Raw genomic sequence first — 17,175 nt, forward strand, 5'->3', positions numbered from 1 at the left:
GGATCCGCCGAGGGAGCCCGCCCCGTGCGTCCCGGCGGCGCCGGCACCGGGGGGACGTGTTCCGGGCGCGGGCCCGAGCCGGGAGGGCCCTAGCGACGCGAACACCCCTCTGCCGACTCCGTGTTGGGCACACGGGAGCTGTTCGGCACACTGGGGTCGTGACGTCACTCCCGTACCTTCCGCCCCAAGGTCAACACGGCCCGGGGACCGGCCACATGATCGTGTGCGGCGACGACGCACTCAGCCACCGGCTGGCCGGTGAACTGCGCGAGGTGTACGGCGAGCGGGTCACCCTGGTCGTTCCGCCCGTACGCGCCGAGCGCCGCGACCCCGCGCCGCTCACCGGCCGGGGCCGGGCCTCCGCCCTCATCGGCCGCATGTCGGCGGTCATGGCCCGGACCTACGGCCCCGGGAGCGGCGACCCCGACGGCCGGCCCGGCGACCCCGGGCCCCCGCCGCTCATCGAGACACCGGAACTCGACAACGACGTCCTCGTCGCGGCCGGAGTGGCCGAGGCGGCGGCCCTCGCGCTCGTCCACGACGACGACGAGGTCAACATCCGGACCGCGCTGGCCGCCCGCCGCCTCAACCCCCGGCTGCGCCTCGTCATCAGGCTCTACAACCGCAAACTCGGCCAGCATCTCGAAGAACTCCTCGACCAGGCGTCGGCCGTCGCCGTGCCCGGCCTGGACGTCGCCGCGCTCGACGCGTCCACCACCGTGCTCTCCGACGCAGACACCGCCGCCCCCGCGCTGGCGGCCACCGCCGTCGCCGGGACCAGCAAGATCGTCCGGGCCGGCGGACTGATGCTGCGGGCCGTGGAGCGCAACCCGCCGGGCCCCGGCGAGGTCGCCGACCCCGGACTGTGCACCCTCGCCCTGCTGTCGTCCACCACCAACGACCCGGCGGGAGCGGAGGGTTCGGACAGCAGCGGGCACGACGGCCCCCGGCTGCTCCCCGACGACGCCAGCACGGCGGCGGCCACCGGCCGGGGCACCGTCGTCCTGGAGGCCGTCTCCCACGCGGGGGAGACGCAGCCGCGCCGCCGGACCACCGGGCGCGCCGCGCCGCTGGGCTCCCTGCTCTCCCGGCGGCTGCGCTGGTCGCTGGCGGGGATCGCCGCCGCCGTACTGGGCCTCGCCCTCGCCTCCTGGATCACCTCCGACGAGGACCCGGCGCACGCGACGTACCTCGTGCTGCTCGACCTGTTCGCCATCGGAGACCCCGCGACCGGCGCGGACCTGAGCCGTCAGCTCATCCAGCTCCTCTCCGGACTGGCCGGGTTGCTGCTGCTGCCGGTGCTGCTGGCCGCAGCCCTCGAAGCGCTCGGCACCTTCCGCAACGCCTCCGCCCTGCGCAGGCCGCCGCGCGGGCTCTCCGGACACATCGTGCTGCTCGGTCTCGGCAAGATCGGGAGCAGGGTCCTCGTACAACTGCGGGAACTCGGCATACCCGTGGTGTGCGTGGAGGAGGACCCCGAGGCCCGGGGCATCGCCCTCGCACGGAGCCTGCGGGTGCCCACCGTGGTCGGCGACGTGACCCAGGAGGGTGTCCTGGAGGCCGCCAAGGTGCACCGGGCGCACGCCCTCCTCGCGCTCACCAGCGTCGACATCACCAACCTCGAAGCCGCCCTGTACGCGCGGTCCGTCACACCGGACCTCCGGGTCGCCCTGCGGGTGTACGACGACGAGTTCTCCACCGCCGTCTACCGGACGCTGCGCGCGGCCCATCCCCGGGGGCTCACCCGCAGCCGCAGTGTCTCCACGCTCGCCGCGCCCGCCTTCGCCATCGCCATGATGGGCCGTCAGATCCTCGGCGCGATCCCCGTCGAGCGCAAGGTGCTGCTGGTCGCCGCCCTCGACGTGGCCGGTCACCCGAGGCTCGAAGGGCGCACCGTCGCCGAGGTGTTCCGGCCGGGCGCCTGGCGGATCATCGCGCTCGACACCGCCGAGCCGGGCGACCGCCCGCCCGATCTCGCCGACATGCGGCGCGACGCGGACGAGGACGGCAGCGGCCTGGTCTGGGACCTGCGTCCGGGCTACGTCCTGCGCCCCCGGGACCGGGTCGTCCTCGCCGCCACCCGACGGGGCCTGGCCGAACTGATGGGCCGCCGGTCGACGGGGCACCGGCCACCGCCGGGGCCGTAGGTCCTGCCGGACACGTCCTGGCGCCCGTCCGCGCGCCCGTCCACGCGCCAGTCCGCGCGCGCCCGTCCGGGCGTCACACCACGCCGGGCGCGCCCGGCGTGGCGAGGACCGCTTCCAGGGTGTCGGCCTCCGACGCCGGTTTGTCCTCGCGGTGGCGCAGCACCCGCGCGAACCGCGGCGTCACCCCCGCCGGGTAGCGCGACGAGCGCTGGAGCCCGTCGTACGCGATCTCCACCACCAGCTCCGGGCGCACCCGCACCGTGAAACCGTCGTCCGACACGGCGAGTTCGCGCAGCCGCGCCGTCTGCCACTCCAGCATGGCGTCGGTGAGGCCCTTGAACGTCTTGCCCAGCATCACGAACGAGCCGTCCGGCCCCCGGGCGCCCAGATGCAGATTGGACAGCCGTCCGGTGCGCCTGCCGTGGCCCCACTCGGCGGCCAGCACCACGAGATCCAGCGTGTGGACCGGCTTGACCTTCACCCACCCCGCGCCGCGCCGTCCCGCGCTGTACGGGGTGCCGAGCGCCTTGACCACGACGCCCTCGTGCCCCCGGTCGAGGGTCGCCCGCGCGAACTCCTCCGCCTCCGCGAGGGCCGCGGCCTCCGCCCCCTCCCGGGGAGCCACCACCACCCGCCGCACCCGCATCGGCGCGGGCACCAGCCGGTCCAGCACCGAACGGCGCCCGGCGTACGGCAGGTCCAGCAGATCCTCGCCGTCGGCGGCGAGGACGTCGAAGAAGACCGGCGACAGCGGCAGGGCGACCGCCGCCGTCGTCACGTCGGTACGGGAGCCGACCCGCCCCGCGACCTCCTGGAACGGGCGCGGCCTGCCGTCCCCGCCCAGCGCGACGACCTCCCCGTCCAGGATGAAACGGTCACCGTCCAGCGCCAGCGCGGCGCGCGTCAGCTCGGGCAGCCGGTCCGTGATGTCGTCCAGGGTCCGGGTGTGGACCCGTACGGAGTCACCCTCCCGGTGGACCTGCACCCGGATCCCGTCCAGCTTCTCCTCCACCGCGCACGGCCCCAGCCGTTCCACCGCCTCCGCCACACTGCCCGCCGACCCGGCGAGCATCGGGAGCACCGGCCGCCCCACGGTCAGCCGGAACCCGGCCAGCGCGCCGGGCCCCTCCGCCAGCAGCCGCTCGGCGACACGCTGGAGCGAGCCCGCCAGCATCACGGCCCGCCGTACGGCGGCGGGCGGCGCCCCGGTCGCCCGCGCCAGGGCCTCCACGGCGACCGCGTCCAGCGCCCCCTGCCGCACCTCACCGGAGAGCAGGGCGATCAGGAACCGCTGCTCCTCCCCGGTGGCCGCGCCCAGCAGCGCCTCCACCAGCCGCCGCCGCTCGGCCACCGAACCGGGACCGGAGACGCCCGCGAGCGCGGTGACCGCGCCGTCCGCCGCGCGGACGGTCAGCGTGGCCGTGGCCGCGGGCGCGACAGGGTCCTTCAGGATCTGCCGGCCGACACCGATACGGCCCTGGGGCAGCCGTCCCGCCAGCCAGGGAATGACGACCGGCACGTCGTCGGGCCCGGCCGCCCGGAAGAGGTCGGCCAGCAGGGAGATCTTCCGGGACCGCGCCGAGGTGGTGGCGACCTCCCGTGAGACATGGGCGAGCGTGGCCAGCAGCATGCGTCCATCGTGCAACGCGCGGACCGGGGGCGCGAGGTACGACCTGGTCATCCCCCGGGGCACGCGGTGTCAGCGTTTGACGCGGTTGCGGACCGCGAGGGCCGCCAGGCCCAGGAGCACGGGCTCGCTCACCCGGGAGGCCATCTCGATGTAGCCGCCGGCGGTGGTCAGGTCCTGGCCGGAGGAGCGGAAGACCACCGAGTTGAGAGTGACGTTCAGCGCCTTCTCCAGGCGCTCGCCGGTGAAGGTGTCGCCCCGGGGGTTCTCCGGGTCGGCCTTGTCCATCTCGAAGGTGACCTTTCCGCCGCCCGCCGGCACGGTCCCGGTGATCTCCTGCTTCGGGGACTCCTCCGGCAGGCCGAAGGCCATCAGCAGCGTCACCGTGACGAGCATCGCGAGCGCGAGCCAGGCCAGGGCGCGCACGGCACGGAGCCCGTAGCCGGACAGTGCCCAGTGGACGGTCAGCAGGAGGCGTTCGACGAGGAAGGTGCCGTCCCTGTCGTGGCGGCGCATCTCGCACTCGCCGAAGTAGAAGTCGGCCGCGCCGGGCTCGTTCTTGCCGTCCTCCAGGGACTTGCGCAGCTGCCGGTACAGGGCGGCGAGCGCGGCCGGGCGCAGCTCCGGCGTGTCCCTGGGCGCGTCGGCGGGCAGCGCCGTCCAGCCGTGGGCGCGCCGCGCCGAGCGGGCCCGCCAGTGGTGTTCCTCGATCAGGGCGCGCCGGCGGCTCCACCGCCAGGGGAACCGCCGCCACCAGCCGGTGGGCGCGGTGGCGAAGGTGCACCAGCCGTCCACCCGGAGGCCGTCGAGATGGACGGCCCCGGCGAACCGGCAGCCGCTCAGGTCGATGTCGTGCAGGGCCAGCAGCGCGGTGTCGACGCCGCTCACCGAGGTGAGCCGCACCCCGTGGTCCCGGCCGGCCAGCGCGGTCTCGGACAGCGGATCGTCCAGGTGGGGGGAGACGAAGGGGGTGCCGTGCGCGGTGACCACCAGCGGGTACTCCAGGACCGCGTCGCTCAGGTCGAGGGAGGCGTAGCGCAGCCGTAACGCGGCCTTCGGCGCCCAGCGGGCCCGGCGCAGGCTCACCGCGCGGGCGGCTATCTCCAGGGTGACCGGCGCGCCGAACACCGCGCCGTCCAGATCGACCGCCCCGTCGCACAGCAGCGGGCCCAGTTCCGAGGTGGCCTCGAACCGCGCCTCGCCGAACGTGGTGTCGGCCTCGAAGACCGCCCCGAGGAACAGGGCGTTCCCCCGGAAGACCGTCCCGTCGAACCGGGCGCCGCCCGAGAAGGCCGCCTCGCGGAACCTGGCCTCGCCCTCGAACACCGCGCCGCCGAACCGGGCGGTCTCCGTGAAGTCGGCCCCGCCGAACCGGGCGCCGCCGGTGAAGACCGCGTCGTCGAACGAGGCCCGGCCGGTGAGGTCCGCCCCGGAGAAGTTGGCGTCGCCGGTGAACCTCGCCCCGTTGAAACGGGCGTTGCCGAGGCGGGGATGCCGGGTGACCTGGTCGCGCAGCGCGTCGAGCAGCCGGTCCAGGAGGCTCGTACTGAAGGAGGTACCGCGATGGTCGATGTCGGCGCCGGGCGACAGGGCGGCCAGGTGGGCGGCCCGGTCGGTCTCCTCCAGATGGGCCAGGCACGCGGTGCGGCGGGCCACCCGGACCCCGCGGCAGCCCACCGGGTCCGTGACGCCGGCGCCCCGCGCGCAGTGCGGCCAGGCCGGGGGCCGGGAAGGATCGGAGCTCGGGTACGTCATGTCCGGAGGACGCCTCCCGACACCCCGTCGGTTTCCGCCCGTTCTCCTTCCGCCTCTCCTCCCTCTCCTCCCCGTCTCGACCCGACCCCGACCCCGACCCCGACCCCGACCCCGACCCCGACCCCGGCGTCGGTGACGACCCGGCCGGTCCACACGTCCCCGCCGCACACCTCCGCGCACGGGAACCCGGGGCGTCGGGCTGCCCCCCGGCGCGGCCGGGCGGCCATACTGGACGGGCCGGGGAGGGCGCGCAGCGAGGTGACGGGGGCGACAGCGGGCAATGGCGGAAACGAGTCTGATCCAGGGCCGGTACCGATTGCTCGATCTGATCGGGCGCGGCGGCATGGGCGAGGTGTGGCGGGCCCGGGACGAGTCGCTCGGCCGGCACGTCGCCGTCAAATGCCTCAAGCCGCTCGGTCCGCAGCAGGATCGGTCGTTCACCCGCGTCCTGCGCGAACGGTTCCGCCGTGAGGCGCGCGTCGCCGCCGCCCTCCAGCACCGGGGCGTCACCGTCGTCCACGACTTCGGCGAACACGACGGCGTGCTCTACCTCGTCATGGAACTGCTCGAAGGCCGCAACCTCAGCCAGCTGCTGGAGGACAACGGGCGGGGCAGGCTCCCGGTGCCGGACGTCGTGGACATCGCCGAGCAGGTCGCGGACGCCCTCGCGTACACCCACGAACAGGGCATCGTGCACCGGGACCTGAAGCCCGCCAACATCATGCGGCTGGCCGACGGCGCCGTGAAGATCTGCGACTTCGGCATCGCCCGGCTCGGCCACGACATCGGCTTCACCTCCAAGCTCACCGGCACCGGCATCGCCATGGGCACCCCGCACTACATGTCGCCCGAGCAGATCGGCGGCGGCCACATCGACCACCGCAGCGATCTCTACTCCCTGGGCTGTGTGCTGTACGAGATCACCACCGGCGCCCCGCCCTTCGACCAGGACGACGCCTGGGCCGTCCTGCTCGGCCACCGCGACACCACACCGCGCCCGCTGCGCAGCCGCCGCTCCGACGTGCCCGAGTTCCTCGACGGGATCGTGCGCGACCTGCTGGCCAAGACACCCGACGAGCGCCCGCCGGACGCCACCGCCCTCCGGCACCGGATCATCGCGGCCCGGTCCCTGGCCGAACGGCCCGGCGGGCAGGGGCGGCCACCGGGCCCGCCCACCCTCGCCCACCCGCCGTCGGCGGCCGGCTCCCCCTCCCACGGGCCCGGCGGCGCCGACCCCCGGCTGCCCGCCTGGACGTACGGCATGACCATCGGCCGCCTGGCGACCGGCTCCCTCACCCGGCGGACCGCGCAGCCCGACCCCGCGGCGGGCCTCACCGGCGAATGGACCACCCCGTCGGGACCGGCCGGTCCCGCCTCCGCCGGACCCCGCCGCCCCGAGCGCCCCACCCCGTCGCCCGAGCAGATCGCCGTGCTCAACAGCAGACACAGCGCCGGCCTCAGCCTGGGCCGGCTCGGCCGCTGGGACGAGGCGGGCGAGGTGCACCGCGCGGTCGCGGCCGAGCGTGAGCACACGCTGGGCCCCGACCACCCCGACACCCTCGGCAGCCGCTACGAGGTGGGTTTCACGCTCAGCCGCACCGGCCGCACGGCGGACGCGCTGCGGGAGTTCGTCCGGGTCGCGGAGGGCCGCGAACGCACACTGGGCGCCGACCACCCGGACACCCTGGCCGCGCGCCAGGAGACCGCGTACGTCCTCGGACAGCTCGGCCGGCACTTCGAGGCGCACGAGGTGTACGCGGCGGTCCTCGCCTCCCGCCAGCGCACCATGGGCGCCGACCACCCCGACACCCTGCGCTGCCGCCACAACCTGGCCTTCAACCTCAGCAGGCTCGGCCGGATCGAGGACTCGTACCGGACGGCGCTCGACGTGGCGCGGGCGCGCACCCGGGTGCTGGGCGCCACCCACCCCGACACCCTGGTCACCCGGTACGAGGTGGCCTACGCGCTCGGCACGCTCGGCCGCTGGACGGAGGCGCTCCGGACGTACCGCGAGGTCGCCGCCGGCCGCGCCCAGGCCCTCGGCGGCGACCACCCCGACACCCTGGCGGCGCGCTACGAGGTCGGCATCAGCCTCGGCCGGCTCGGCCGCAGCACCGAGGCCCTGGAGCTCTACCGGGAACTGGTCGGGGACCGCGCCCGGGTGCACGGCCCCACCGACCCCGAGACGCTGCGCGCCCGGCACGGGCTCGGGGTGAATCTCGGCCGCCTCGCCCGCTGGGAGGAGGCCCTGGCGGAGTCGCGCGACGTGTGCGCGATCCGGGAACGCGTCCTGGGGCCCGACCATCCGGACACCCTCGTCAGCCGCCGCGAGGTCGCCGTGGGCCTCGGCTGGCTGGGCCGCTGGTCCGACGCGCTGACGGTCTACCGGGCGGTCGCGGAGTCCCGCGAACGTGTCCTCGGCCCGGACCACCCCGACGCCCTCGCCAGCCGCAACGACGAGGCGCACTGTCTCGAACAACTCGGGCGCGGCGCCGAGGCGGTGGAGCTCTACCGCAGGGTGGCGGCCCTGCGCCGGCAGCGGGAGGCCGGGCGGCGCTGAGCCGGCCCGGGTCCGCGCGGGGCCCCGGGCGCGACGCCGTGAACGGGCGGGGACGGGGTCCCGTACGGGCGGCAAACGTGTTAATCAAGAGCCATGCCCGCACTCGCCTCTCCCACCCGCACCTCCTACGACGCCGTGATCGTCGGCGGCGGCCACAACGGACTGGTCGCCGCCGCCTATCTCGCCGGAGCCGGACACACCGTCCTCGTCCTGGAGCGCCTCGGCCACACCGGCGGGGCCGCCGTCTCCACCCGCCCCTTCGCCGGGGTCGACGCCCGGCTCTCCCGCTACTCGTACCTGGTGTCGCTGCTGCCGGACAAGATCGTGGACGAACTGGGGCTGCGGTTCGCCGTACGCAAGCGCACCGTCTCCTCCTACACACCGGCCGTGCGTGACGGCAGGCCGACCGGGCTGCTGGTGGGCGGCGGCGCCGACCGCACCCGCGCGTCGTTCGCCGCGCTGACCGGGGGCGACAGCGAGTACGCGGCCTGGCAGGAGTTCTACGCCGCCACCGCCCGGGTCGCCGAGCGCGTCTTCCCGACGCTCACCGAACCCCTGCCCGCCCACGACGAGTTGCGCGCCCGGATCGACGACGAAGCCGCCTGGCGGATGCTCTTCGAGGAGCCGATCGGCGTCGCGATCGAGGAGCGGTTCCGTGACGACCTCGTACGGGGCGTCGTCCTCACCGACGCGCTGATCGGCACCTTCGCCGACGCCCACGACCCGTCCCTGCTCCAGAACCGCTGCTTCCTCTACCACGTGGTGGGCGGCGGCACCGGCGACTGGGACGTGCCGGTGGGCGGCATGGGCGCGTTCACCGACGCGCTCGCCGGCGCGGCCCGCGCGGCCGGGGCGGAGATCGTCACCGGCCACGAGGCGACCCGCGTCGAGACCGACGGCGCGCGCGCCGAGGTCACCTTCCGTACGGAGGACGGCGGCACCGGCACCGTCGCCGCGCGCCATGTGCTGGTGAACGCGTCCCCGCAGGCGCTCGCCGCCCTGCTCGGCGCCACCCCGCCCGCGCCCCCGGCCGAGGGCGCCCAGCTGAAGGTCAACATGCTGCTGCGGCGGCTGCCGAGGCTGCGGGACCGGGGCGTCGACCCGCGCGAGGCGTTCGCGGGGACGTTCCACATCGCCGAGGGGTACGGGCAGTTGGCGACGGCGTACGAGGAGGCGGCCGGTGGCCGGCCGCCGTCGGCGCCCCCGTCCGAGATCTACTGCCACTCGCTGACGGACCCGTCGATCCTGGGCCCCGAGCTGGCCGGGGAGGGCTACCAGACGCTCACCCTCTTCGGACTGCACACGCCCGCGCGGCTGTTCACGGAGGACAACGACGCCGCGCGCGACGCGCTGCTCAAGGCGACCCTGAACCAGCTCGACGCGCACCTGGACGAGCCGATCGCCGACTGTCTCGCCGTGGACGCGGACGGGCGGCCCTGCATCGAGGCGAAGACGCCCCTGGATCTCGAACGCGACCTGCGGCTGCCCGGCGGCCACATCTTCCACCGGGATCTCGCCTTCCCCTACGCCACGCCGGACACCGGCCGGTGGGGCGTGGAGACGGCGCACGCGAACGTACTGCTGTGCGGCGCGGGCGCCGTGCGCGGCGGCGGCGTCAGCGGCGTACCCGGGCACAACGCCGCGATGGCCGTGCTGGAGCGGGAGCGTACGGCCGCGCGCTGACTCCCGGGGACCGCCGCCGGCCTCCCCGGCACCGGTTCCTGACGGGCCGGACGGCCGCCGTGCCGTCCGGCCCGATTGCCGCTCGGCCGTCCGGCCGGTGGCCCGTTTCCCCTCGAAGGCCGCCGGGTACACGGACCCGGCGTCAGCGGCGCGGAAGGCGCTGCCGCCAGCGAGGAGGCAGACCATGAGTCCGAGCGGATCCCCCGTGACCGGGACCGTCACCACCCAGGTCCCGGCCAGGCTCGACCGGCTGCCGTGGGCCCGGTGGCACTGGATGATCGTGATCGGCCTCGGCACCGTGTGGATCCTCGACGGGCTCGAAGTCACCGTCGTCGGCAACATCGCCAGCCGCCTCTCCGAGGACGGCAGCGGCCTGCCGATCACCGACGCCGAGGTCACCGGCCTGGCCGCCGCCCTCTATGTGGCGGGTGCCTGCTCGGGCGCGCTCTTCTTCGGCTGGCTCACCGATCGGTTCGGCCGCAAGAAGCTCTTCCTGATCACCCTCGCGGTGTATCTGGTCGCGACCGCGCTGACGGCGATCTCCTTCTCCGCGTGGTGGTTCTTCCTCTTCCGCTTCCTCACCGGATTCGGTATCGGCGGCGAGTACGCGGCGATCAACTCCGCCATCGACGAACTCATCCCCAGCAAGTACCGGGGCCGGGTCGACCTCATCATCAACGGCAGCTTCTGGCTCGGCGCGATGGGCGGCGCACTGCTCTCCGTCCTCGCGCTCAACACGAACATCTTCCCCAAGGACGTCGGCTGGCGGCTGACGTTCGCGCTCGGCGTCGTCCTCGGCCTTGTCATCCTGCTGGTCCGCAGGCATGTCCCCGAGAGCCCCCGCTGGATGTTCATCCACGGGCAGGACGAGGGCGCCGAGGAGATCGTGTCCGGGGCGGAACGCGAGATCGAGCGGGAGACCGGGAAGAAACTGCCGGAACCCGGCTCGTCCATCACCATCGAGCAGCGCAGGAGCATCGGCTTCCTGGAGATCGCCAAGACGCTGTTCCGTGTCTACCCCAAGCGATCCGTCCTCGGCTTCTCCCTCTTCATCGGCCAGGCGTTCCTCTACAACGCCATCACCTTCGGCTTCGGCACGATCCTGGTGAACTTCTTCGACGTGTCGAGCGGCTCCACCGGCTACTACTTCGCCGCCATCGCCTTCGGCAACTTCCTCGGCCCCCTGCTGCTCGGGCGGCTGTTCGACACGGTGGGCCGCCGGCCGATGATCGCGGGCACGTACATCATCTCGGGGCTGCTGCTCTTCCTCACCGCCTGGTTCTTCAGCAACGGCTGGCTCGACGCGACCACCATGACCCTCTGCTGGGCCGTGGTGCTCTTCTTCGCCTCCGCCGGGGCGAGTTCCGCCTATCTGACGGTCAGTGAGGTCTTCCCCATGGAGACCCGGGCCCTGGCGATCGCGTTCTTCTACGCCGTCGGTACGGCGGCGGGCGGCATCTCCGGGCCGCTGCTGTTCGCGAGCCTCACCAGCAGCGGGGTCGTCGGCGATGCCGTCATCGCGTTCTGCGTGGGCGCCTCGCTCATGGTGGCCGCAGGTGTGGTCGCCGTGCTCTTCGCCGTGGCCGCCGAGGGCAGGTCGCTGGAGGACATCGCGCGGCCCCTGTCGGCCCGCGACTGAGCCGGGCGGCCCGCCGGACGTGGCACGTCGGACGCGTGCGCCGGACAAGGGACGCGGGGCGCGCGGTCAGTCGGCCGACACGCTCCAGCCGTCCGGCTCCACCCGGGCGGCGTCCCCGGGGCGGGCGTCGTCGAACACCGTACGGCCGCCGTCCTCGATCCGGGGCCCGTCCACGTAGACACCCCGGCCGACGTACGGGCCGTCGGTGGTGTACCGCCAGCGCAGCCTTACGTCATGCCCGCGCCGGCCGGTCAGCTCCGCGTCCAGCCGGTGCCAGACCCGGCCCGACCAGCCCGAGACGGAACCCTCGGGGTGCGGGGTGCCCGTCTCCGCACCGGCGTGGGTGGTGGTGAAGGGCACCGGCCGCCACTCGCCGTCCGCGCCGTACGCCTCCAGCGCCAGGACCCCCGTTCCGGGTTCGGTGTCCCACCACAGGTGGCAGCGCATCCGCGCCCGGTCGGTGGCGAGGCGCAGCGCGGGCAGCGTGAGCGTGGCGGTGGTCCCGGCGGCCATGCCGGAGAACCAGGCGGTCCGGCCCCCTACCGGCGTGACCGGCACCGCGCGCGCCAGCAGGTCGCCGGCGGCCACCCGGGGCGCGCTGCCCGTCCGCCACCCGCGCACCGGATGAACGGAGTTGCCGAGCACCACCAGGAACGAGTCGGTCGTCGGATCGAGCACGAGACTGGTCCCGGTGAAGCCGGTGTGCCCCGCCGTACGCGGAGTCGCCATCGCCCCCATGAACCAGTGCCGGCCGAGTGCGAAACCCAGCCCGTGGGGATCGCCGGGAAAGCCGGTGTCGAAGGCGGTGAACATCAGCTCCACCGACTCCGGACGCAGGACGCGCGCCCGCCCGTAGGCCCCGCCGTTCAGCAGTGTCCGGCACAGGACCGCCAGGTCCCACGCGCACGAGAAGACCCCCGCGTGACCGGCGACGCCGCCGAACGCGTACGCGTTCTCGTCGTGCACCTCGCCCCACACCAGGCCCCGGTCCAGCCCCGACCACGGCGGCCGTGCGTCCTCGGTGGCCGCGATCCCCGGCCGCCACGAGGCGGGCGGGTTGAAACGCGTACGGCGCATACCGAGCGGCCCGGTGATCTCCTCGCGCAGCAGGACGTCCAGCGTGCGGCCGGTGATCTCCTCCAGGACGAGCTGGAGGGAGATCAGATTGAGGTCGGAGTACCGGTGGACGGTGCCCGGCGGGCTCGTGGGGGCCTGCGCCCACAGCCGGCGCAGCTTCCCCTCCCGGGTGGGCTCCTCGTAGAGCGGGATCCAGGCCGCGAGGCCCGAGGTGTGCGTGAGCAACTGCCGGACCGTGACGTCCTGCTTGCCCGCGCCGCCGAACTCGGGCAGATACGCGGCGACGCGCTCCCCCAGGGCCAGCGCCCCGCGTTCGGTCTCCCGCACGGCGAGGATCGAGGTGAACAGCTTGGAGACGGACGCCAGGTCGAAGACGGTGTCCTCGGCCATCGGGATCCGCCGCTCCGGCGGCAGTTCGACACCGGTGTCGGTCGTCTCGTCGTACGCCGCGTAGCGCACGGCCATGCCGAGGGGCCGGTGCAGGGCGACCGTGTCACCCCGCCCGGCCAGCAGGACGGCCCCCGCGTACCAGGGGTGCGCCGGGGACGGGTGAAGGAACCGCTCGGCCTCCGTGACCAGCCGCTCCAGCGGGCCCGCCAGCAGACCGGCCCGCGCCGGGGAGCCGCGCCGCAGCGTCGGGGCCGGGCGCCCGGAGCCTGCCGGGCCGGAGTCTGCCGGGCCGGACGCCTCCGGGCCCCGGGCCGTGGCGTTGCCGGCGAACGGGACCGGCGCCGGGGCGGGCGCGCCACCGGGCGGCGGAGTGCCGCCGCCCGGCCACCGCCGGCTCATTCCGCCGCCCACCGTGTCCCCGCTCATCCGGCACACCCCTCCTGACGCTCCGTCCGACCCGGCCCGCCGCCCGAGGCTACTCGCCCGCTCACGCCCGGCCCGCGACCGCGGGACCGCGCGATTCCCGGCCGAACGGCTCACCGCGCGGGCCCCGGGCACCTCTGGCAGCGTGAGCCGTATGACGACGCGCACCGGGACCCGAGCGCCGTGGTCCCGCTGGACGGTGGTCGTACCGCTGCTCGCCCTGCTGGCCCTGGTGTTCAGCTGGGGCCGCGACCTGCCGGGGTACGCGGTCGCCCTGGTGGCCCTGCTCCTCGCGGGCGCCGTCCTCGCCGCCGTCCACCACGCCGAGGTCGTCGCGCACCGGGTCGGCGAACCCTTCGGGTCCCTCGTCCTGGCGGTCGCCGTCACCGTCATCGAAGTGGCGCTGATCGTCACCCTGATGGTCGACGGCGGCGCCAAGAGCGCCACCCTCGCCCGGGACACCGTCTTCGCCGCCGTGATGATCACCTGCAACGGCATCGTCGGCGCCGCCCTGGTGGTCGGCGCCCTCCGGAGCCGGGTCGCCGTCTTCAACGCCGAGGGCTCGGGCGGCGCCCTGGCCACGGTCGCCACCCTCGCCACACTCAGCCTCGTGCTTCCCACCTTCACCACGAGCAGACCGGGACGCGAGTTCTCCCCGGCGCAGCTCACCTTCGCCGCGATCGCCTCCCTCGCCCTGTACGGCCTCTTCGTCGCCATGCAGACGGTCCGTCACCGCTCCTATTTCCTCCCCGTCACCCAGCAGGGCGAGATCAAGGAGGAGGACGCGCACGCGCCCCTGCCCACCCGGCGCGCGACGGCCCTGAGCACGGTGCTGCTCGTCGTCGCACTGATCGCCGTCGTCGGCGACGCCAAGGCGGTGTCGCCCACCATCGAGTCCGGCGTGGAGTCGGCCGGGCTGCCGCACGCCGTGGTGGGCGTGATCATCGCCCTGCTCGTGCTGGCCCCCGAGACCCTGGCCGCCGTACGGGCGGCGCGCCGCGAACGGGTGCAGACCAGCCTCAATCTCGCGCTCGGCTCGGCCATGGCCAGCATCGGCCTGACGATCCCCGCCATCGCGCTCGCCGGCGTCTGGCTGTCCGGACCGCTCGTGCTCGGGCTGAACGCCACCCATATGGTGCTGCTCGCGCTCACCGTCGTCGTGGGCGCGCTGACGGTCGTCCCGGGCCGGGCGACCCTCCTCCAGGGCGGCGTCCACCTGGCGATCTTCGCGGCGTTCGTGTTCCTCGCGGTCAGCCCGTGACACCCGCGCCGCCGCCCCCGTTCACGGTGTCCTGAGGTCCTCGATCCGCCTGATCTTGCCCACCGACCGCTCCAGCGTCTCCGGGTCCACCACCTCGACCGCCACCGAGACCCCGATCCCGTCCTTCACGGCCGCCGCGATCGCGCGCGCGGCCTCCGCGCGCCGCTCCGGCGTCGCACCCGCCCGTGCCTCCGCCCGCACCGTCAGCGCGTCCATCCGCCCCTCGCGGGTCAGCCGCAGCTGGAAATGCGGGGCGACCCCCGCCGTACGCAGCACGATCTCCTCGATCTGGGTCGGGAAGAGATTGACCCCGCGCAGCACGACCATGTCGTCGCTGCGCCCGGTGATCTTCTCCATCCGCCGGAACACCCGTGCCGTGCCCGGCAGCAGCCGGGTGAGATCACGCGTGCGGTAGCGGATCACGGGCATCGCCTCCTTGGTGAGCGAGGTGAAGACCAGTTCGCCCTCCTCGCCCTCGGGCAGCACCTCGCCGGTGAGCGGGTCGACCACCTCGGGATAGAAGTGGTCCTCCCAGATGTGCGGGCCGTCCTTCGTCTCCACGCACTCCTGCGCCACACCGGGGCCCATGACCTCCGAGAGGCCGTATATGTCGACGGCGTCGATGGCGAACCGCTCCTCGATCTCCCGCCGCATCTCCTCCGTCCACGGCTCCGCCCCGAAGATGCCGACCTTCAGCGAGGTCGACCGGGGATCGACGCCCTGGCGCTCGAACTCGTCGAGCAGCGTCAGCATGTAGGAGGGGGTGACCATGATGATCTCCGGCCGGAAATCGGTGATCAGCCGGACCTGCCGGGCGGTCATGCCCCCCGACGCGGGGACCACGGTGCAGCCCAGCCGCTCCGCCCCGTAGTGCGCGCCCAGACCGCCGGTGAACAGGCCGTATCCGTACGCCACATGGACCGTGTGGCCGGGCCGCCCGCCCGCCGCCCGGATCGACCGGGCGACGACGTCCGCCCAGGTGTCCAGATCGCGTTGGGTGTAACCGACGACGGTCGGGCGGCCCGTGGTGCCGCTGGACGCGTGGATACGGCGGACGTCGGCCCGGTCGACCGCGAACATCCCGAAGGGGTAGTTGTCCCGCAGGTCGGACTTGGCGGTGAAGGGGAAGCGGGCGAGATCGGCGAGCGAGCGGCAGTCGTCCGGCGACAGCCCCGCCGCGTCGAAGGAGCGGCGGTAGAACGGCACGTTGTCGTACGCCTGGCGCAGCGTCGCCCGCAACCGGGTGAGCTGCAACGCTTCGAGCGCGTCCCGGCCGAGCCGCTCCCCGTCGTCCAGCAGAACCGTCATGGCTGATCTCCGACTCTTCCGTGGCCGCCCGCCGACCGCCCGACGGGCCGGCGGACGGGCGACCGATCATTCGGTCGATCTTCGTTCCCGCTCAGTAATCCAGCCCTCCGCACGGGCGTCAAGGTCCGGAACGCGCCCCGGACCCGTGTCCCGGCGGCAGGCCGGTGGCGGGCCGGTGGGCCTCCCGCCGCCGGTCCCGGCCGTCGTTCCACCGGTGCCGCCCGTGGTCGTCGGGGCGGTCGTCCGTGCCGCGCCCCGGCGCGCGTACGCAGGCCGGAACGAGCCTGTACGGCCGCCGACCCGGCCGCTGCGTACGGGTGTTGAGGAGGGTCCGCGCAGCGGCCCGTCGGTGACCGGAAACGATCGCCGGTCCGGCCCCGGACGACGAACCGGAGGGAGCGGGACGTGGTCGGCGGCAGCACGTCCGGGCAGCCGCCGACGGGCCGGAACGAGCCGGAGCCGGACCTGAGCCGGGCCTGAGCCGGGCCTGAGCCGGGCCTGAGCCGGGCCTGAGCCGGGCCTGAGCCGGGCCGACCGGCGCTCGGGCAGTCGGGGCCGGGTAGCCGTCCGGATCGCCCTCGTCGAGGGATGCGTCGCCATGCGCGACGGCGGCGGGCCGGAGAACCCCTCGCCGATCTTCGGCCCGGCGGAGTGGCGGGCCTTCGTACTCGACGCCCGCACGGGGGAGTTCGACCTCACCCGACCGTCTCCCGCGGCCCCCTCCCGGGCCCGGGGTCCCGGGTCGCCGGGGCCCCGGCGAGACGTACCATGGCGGCATGTCCTTCCTCCGCCGCCGCAGCGCCGCCACACCCGCGGGCCCGGACTTCGACGTCCTGGCCATGGACCCGGGTGACTGGCCCGGAAATCTGGGCGCCGGTCTGCTGCCCGCCCCCGACGGCAGCTGTCAGGGCGTCTTCCTGCGGTACGACCTGTTCGGCGGACGTGGCCCGGCGATGATCATCGGCAATCTGCCCGAGGGATCACCGGCCCGTGAGCTGGCGGACGGCCAGGTCCCGTTCGAGGTCGCGCAGCTGCTGATCGCGCTGGAGAACGAGGAACAGGTCGACGTCGTCGGTTCGGAGGACGTGCCGGTGATGCAGGGCGACAACCTGCTGATCGTGCGCCGGCTCAAGCTCTCCGAAACCCGTATCGCCTGCGTGCAGTTCGACCGCAGCGACAACGTCCTCGTCACCATCGCCAGCTGGGACCGGCCGATCACCGACGATCTCTACGCGCTGCTGAAGCCCCTGCCCGCCGAACTGTTCCAGCAGGGCTGAACGGGCCGCGTCCGCGTCCGGCGCGGAC

Annotated in this window: 11 protein-coding genes; 7 read left to right on the forward strand and 4 right to left on the reverse strand. The window is 74.4% G+C overall.

Translation table 11 applies throughout. From position 1 onward, the window contains the following. Positions 1–215 precede the first annotated feature (215 nt). Positions 216–2,147, forward strand: coding sequence for a potassium channel family protein (locus OG875_RS29310; protein WP_330177941.1), 1,932 nt, complete (start codon positions 216–218; stop codon positions 2,145–2,147). Between the two features lie 73 nt (positions 2,148–2,220). On the opposite strand, the gene OG875_RS29315 is transcribed toward OG875_RS29310, so the two are convergent. After that, a complete protein-coding gene (locus OG875_RS29315; protein ID WP_330177250.1) occupies positions 2,221–3,777 on the reverse strand; it encodes an ATP-dependent DNA ligase in 1,557 nt (518 codons plus the stop codon). Positions 3,778–3,846: 69 nt separating this feature from the next. Continuing rightward, a complete protein-coding gene (locus tag OG875_RS29320; RefSeq protein WP_330177251.1) occupies positions 3,847–5,529 on the reverse strand; it encodes a pentapeptide repeat-containing protein in 1,683 nt (560 codons plus the stop codon). A gap of 280 nt (positions 5,530–5,809) precedes the next feature. On the opposite strand from OG875_RS29320, the gene OG875_RS29325 reads away from it, so the two are divergent. From OG875_RS29325 to OG875_RS29335, 3 genes are all read left to right on the forward strand, one after another. Then, positions 5,810–8,089 carry a serine/threonine-protein kinase gene (locus OG875_RS29325; protein WP_330177252.1) on the forward strand — a complete coding sequence of 760 codons (2,280 nt, stop codon included), beginning with the start codon at positions 5,810–5,812 and terminating at the stop codon, positions 8,087–8,089. Between the two features lie 93 nt (positions 8,090–8,182). Then, positions 8,183–9,772: a phytoene desaturase family protein gene (locus OG875_RS29330; protein WP_330177253.1), complete on the forward strand. Its 1,590-nt coding sequence runs from the start codon at positions 8,183–8,185 to the stop codon at positions 9,770–9,772. Positions 9,773–9,956: 184 nt separating this feature from the next. Then, positions 9,957–11,411: an MFS transporter gene (locus OG875_RS29335; RefSeq protein ID WP_330177254.1), complete on the forward strand. Its 1,455-nt coding sequence runs from the start codon at positions 9,957–9,959 to the stop codon at positions 11,409–11,411. 66 nt (positions 11,412–11,477) lie between these two features. On the opposite strand, the gene OG875_RS29340 is transcribed toward OG875_RS29335, so the two are convergent. Next, positions 11,478–13,304: a serine hydrolase gene (locus OG875_RS29340; RefSeq protein ID WP_330177255.1), complete on the reverse strand. Its 1,827-nt coding sequence runs from the start codon at positions 13,302–13,304 to the stop codon at positions 11,478–11,480. A 151-nt stretch (positions 13,305–13,455) separates the two neighbouring features. Here OG875_RS29340 and OG875_RS29345 point away from each other — a divergent pair, with 151 nt between their 5' ends. Continuing rightward, entirely contained in the window at positions 13,456–14,562 is a 1,107-nt protein-coding gene (locus tag OG875_RS29345) for a calcium:proton antiporter (RefSeq protein ID WP_330177256.1), read from the forward strand. 21 nt (positions 14,563–14,583) lie between these two features. Here OG875_RS29345 and paaK read toward each other — a convergent pair whose 3' ends face one another. Next, on the reverse strand, positions 14,584–15,870 hold the full coding sequence (gene paaK, locus OG875_RS29350; protein WP_330177257.1) for a phenylacetate--CoA ligase PaaK: 1,287 nt from the start codon (positions 15,868–15,870) through the stop codon (positions 14,584–14,586). A 520-nt stretch (positions 15,871–16,390) separates the two neighbouring features. Here paaK and OG875_RS31085 point away from each other — a divergent pair. Both OG875_RS31085 and OG875_RS29360 read left to right on the forward strand, forming a co-directional pair. Continuing rightward, positions 16,391–16,723, forward strand: coding sequence for a DUF397 domain-containing protein (locus OG875_RS31085; RefSeq protein ID WP_443079297.1), 333 nt, complete (start codon positions 16,391–16,393; stop codon positions 16,721–16,723). Further along, entirely contained in the window at positions 16,647–17,147 is a 501-nt protein-coding gene (locus OG875_RS29360) for a hypothetical protein (protein WP_330177258.1), read from the forward strand. The genes OG875_RS31085 and OG875_RS29360 overlap by 77 nt, the downstream gene beginning before the upstream one ends. Positions 17,148–17,175 lie beyond the last annotated feature (28 nt).

This window comes from Streptomyces sp. NBC_01498, assembly GCF_036327775.1.
Classification (GTDB): Bacteria; Actinomycetota; Actinomycetes; order Streptomycetales; family Streptomycetaceae; genus Streptomyces.

Bases quoted from the DNA above. Each gene is read 5' to 3' on its own strand.
- OG875_RS29315 (WP_330177250.1), bottom strand. From the start codon at position 3,777: ATGCTGCTGGCCACGCTCGCCCATGTCTCACGGGAGGTCGCCACCACC.
- OG875_RS29360 (WP_330177258.1), top strand. From the start codon at position 16,647: ATGTCCTTCCTCCGCCGCCGCAGCGCCGCCACACCCGCGGGCCCGGAC.
- paaK (WP_330177257.1), bottom strand. From the start codon at position 15,870: ATGACGGTTCTGCTGGACGACGGGGAGCGGCTCGGCCGGGACGCGCTC.
- OG875_RS29325 (WP_330177252.1), top strand. From the start codon at position 5,810: ATGGCGGAAACGAGTCTGATCCAGGGCCGGTACCGATTGCTCGATCTG.
- OG875_RS29340 (WP_330177255.1), bottom strand. From the start codon at position 13,304: ATGAGCGGGGACACGGTGGGCGGCGGAATGAGCCGGCGGTGGCCGGGC.
- OG875_RS29335 (WP_330177254.1), top strand. From the start codon at position 9,957: ATGAGTCCGAGCGGATCCCCCGTGACCGGGACCGTCACCACCCAGGTC.
- OG875_RS29320 (WP_330177251.1), bottom strand. From the start codon at position 5,529: ATGACGTACCCGAGCTCCGATCCTTCCCGGCCCCCGGCCTGGCCGCAC.
- OG875_RS29330 (WP_330177253.1), top strand. From the start codon at position 8,183: ATGCCCGCACTCGCCTCTCCCACCCGCACCTCCTACGACGCCGTGATC.
- OG875_RS29310 (WP_330177941.1), top strand. From the start codon at position 216: ATGATCGTGTGCGGCGACGACGCACTCAGCCACCGGCTGGCCGGTGAA.
- OG875_RS29345 (WP_330177256.1), top strand. From the start codon at position 13,456: ATGACGACGCGCACCGGGACCCGAGCGCCGTGGTCCCGCTGGACGGTG.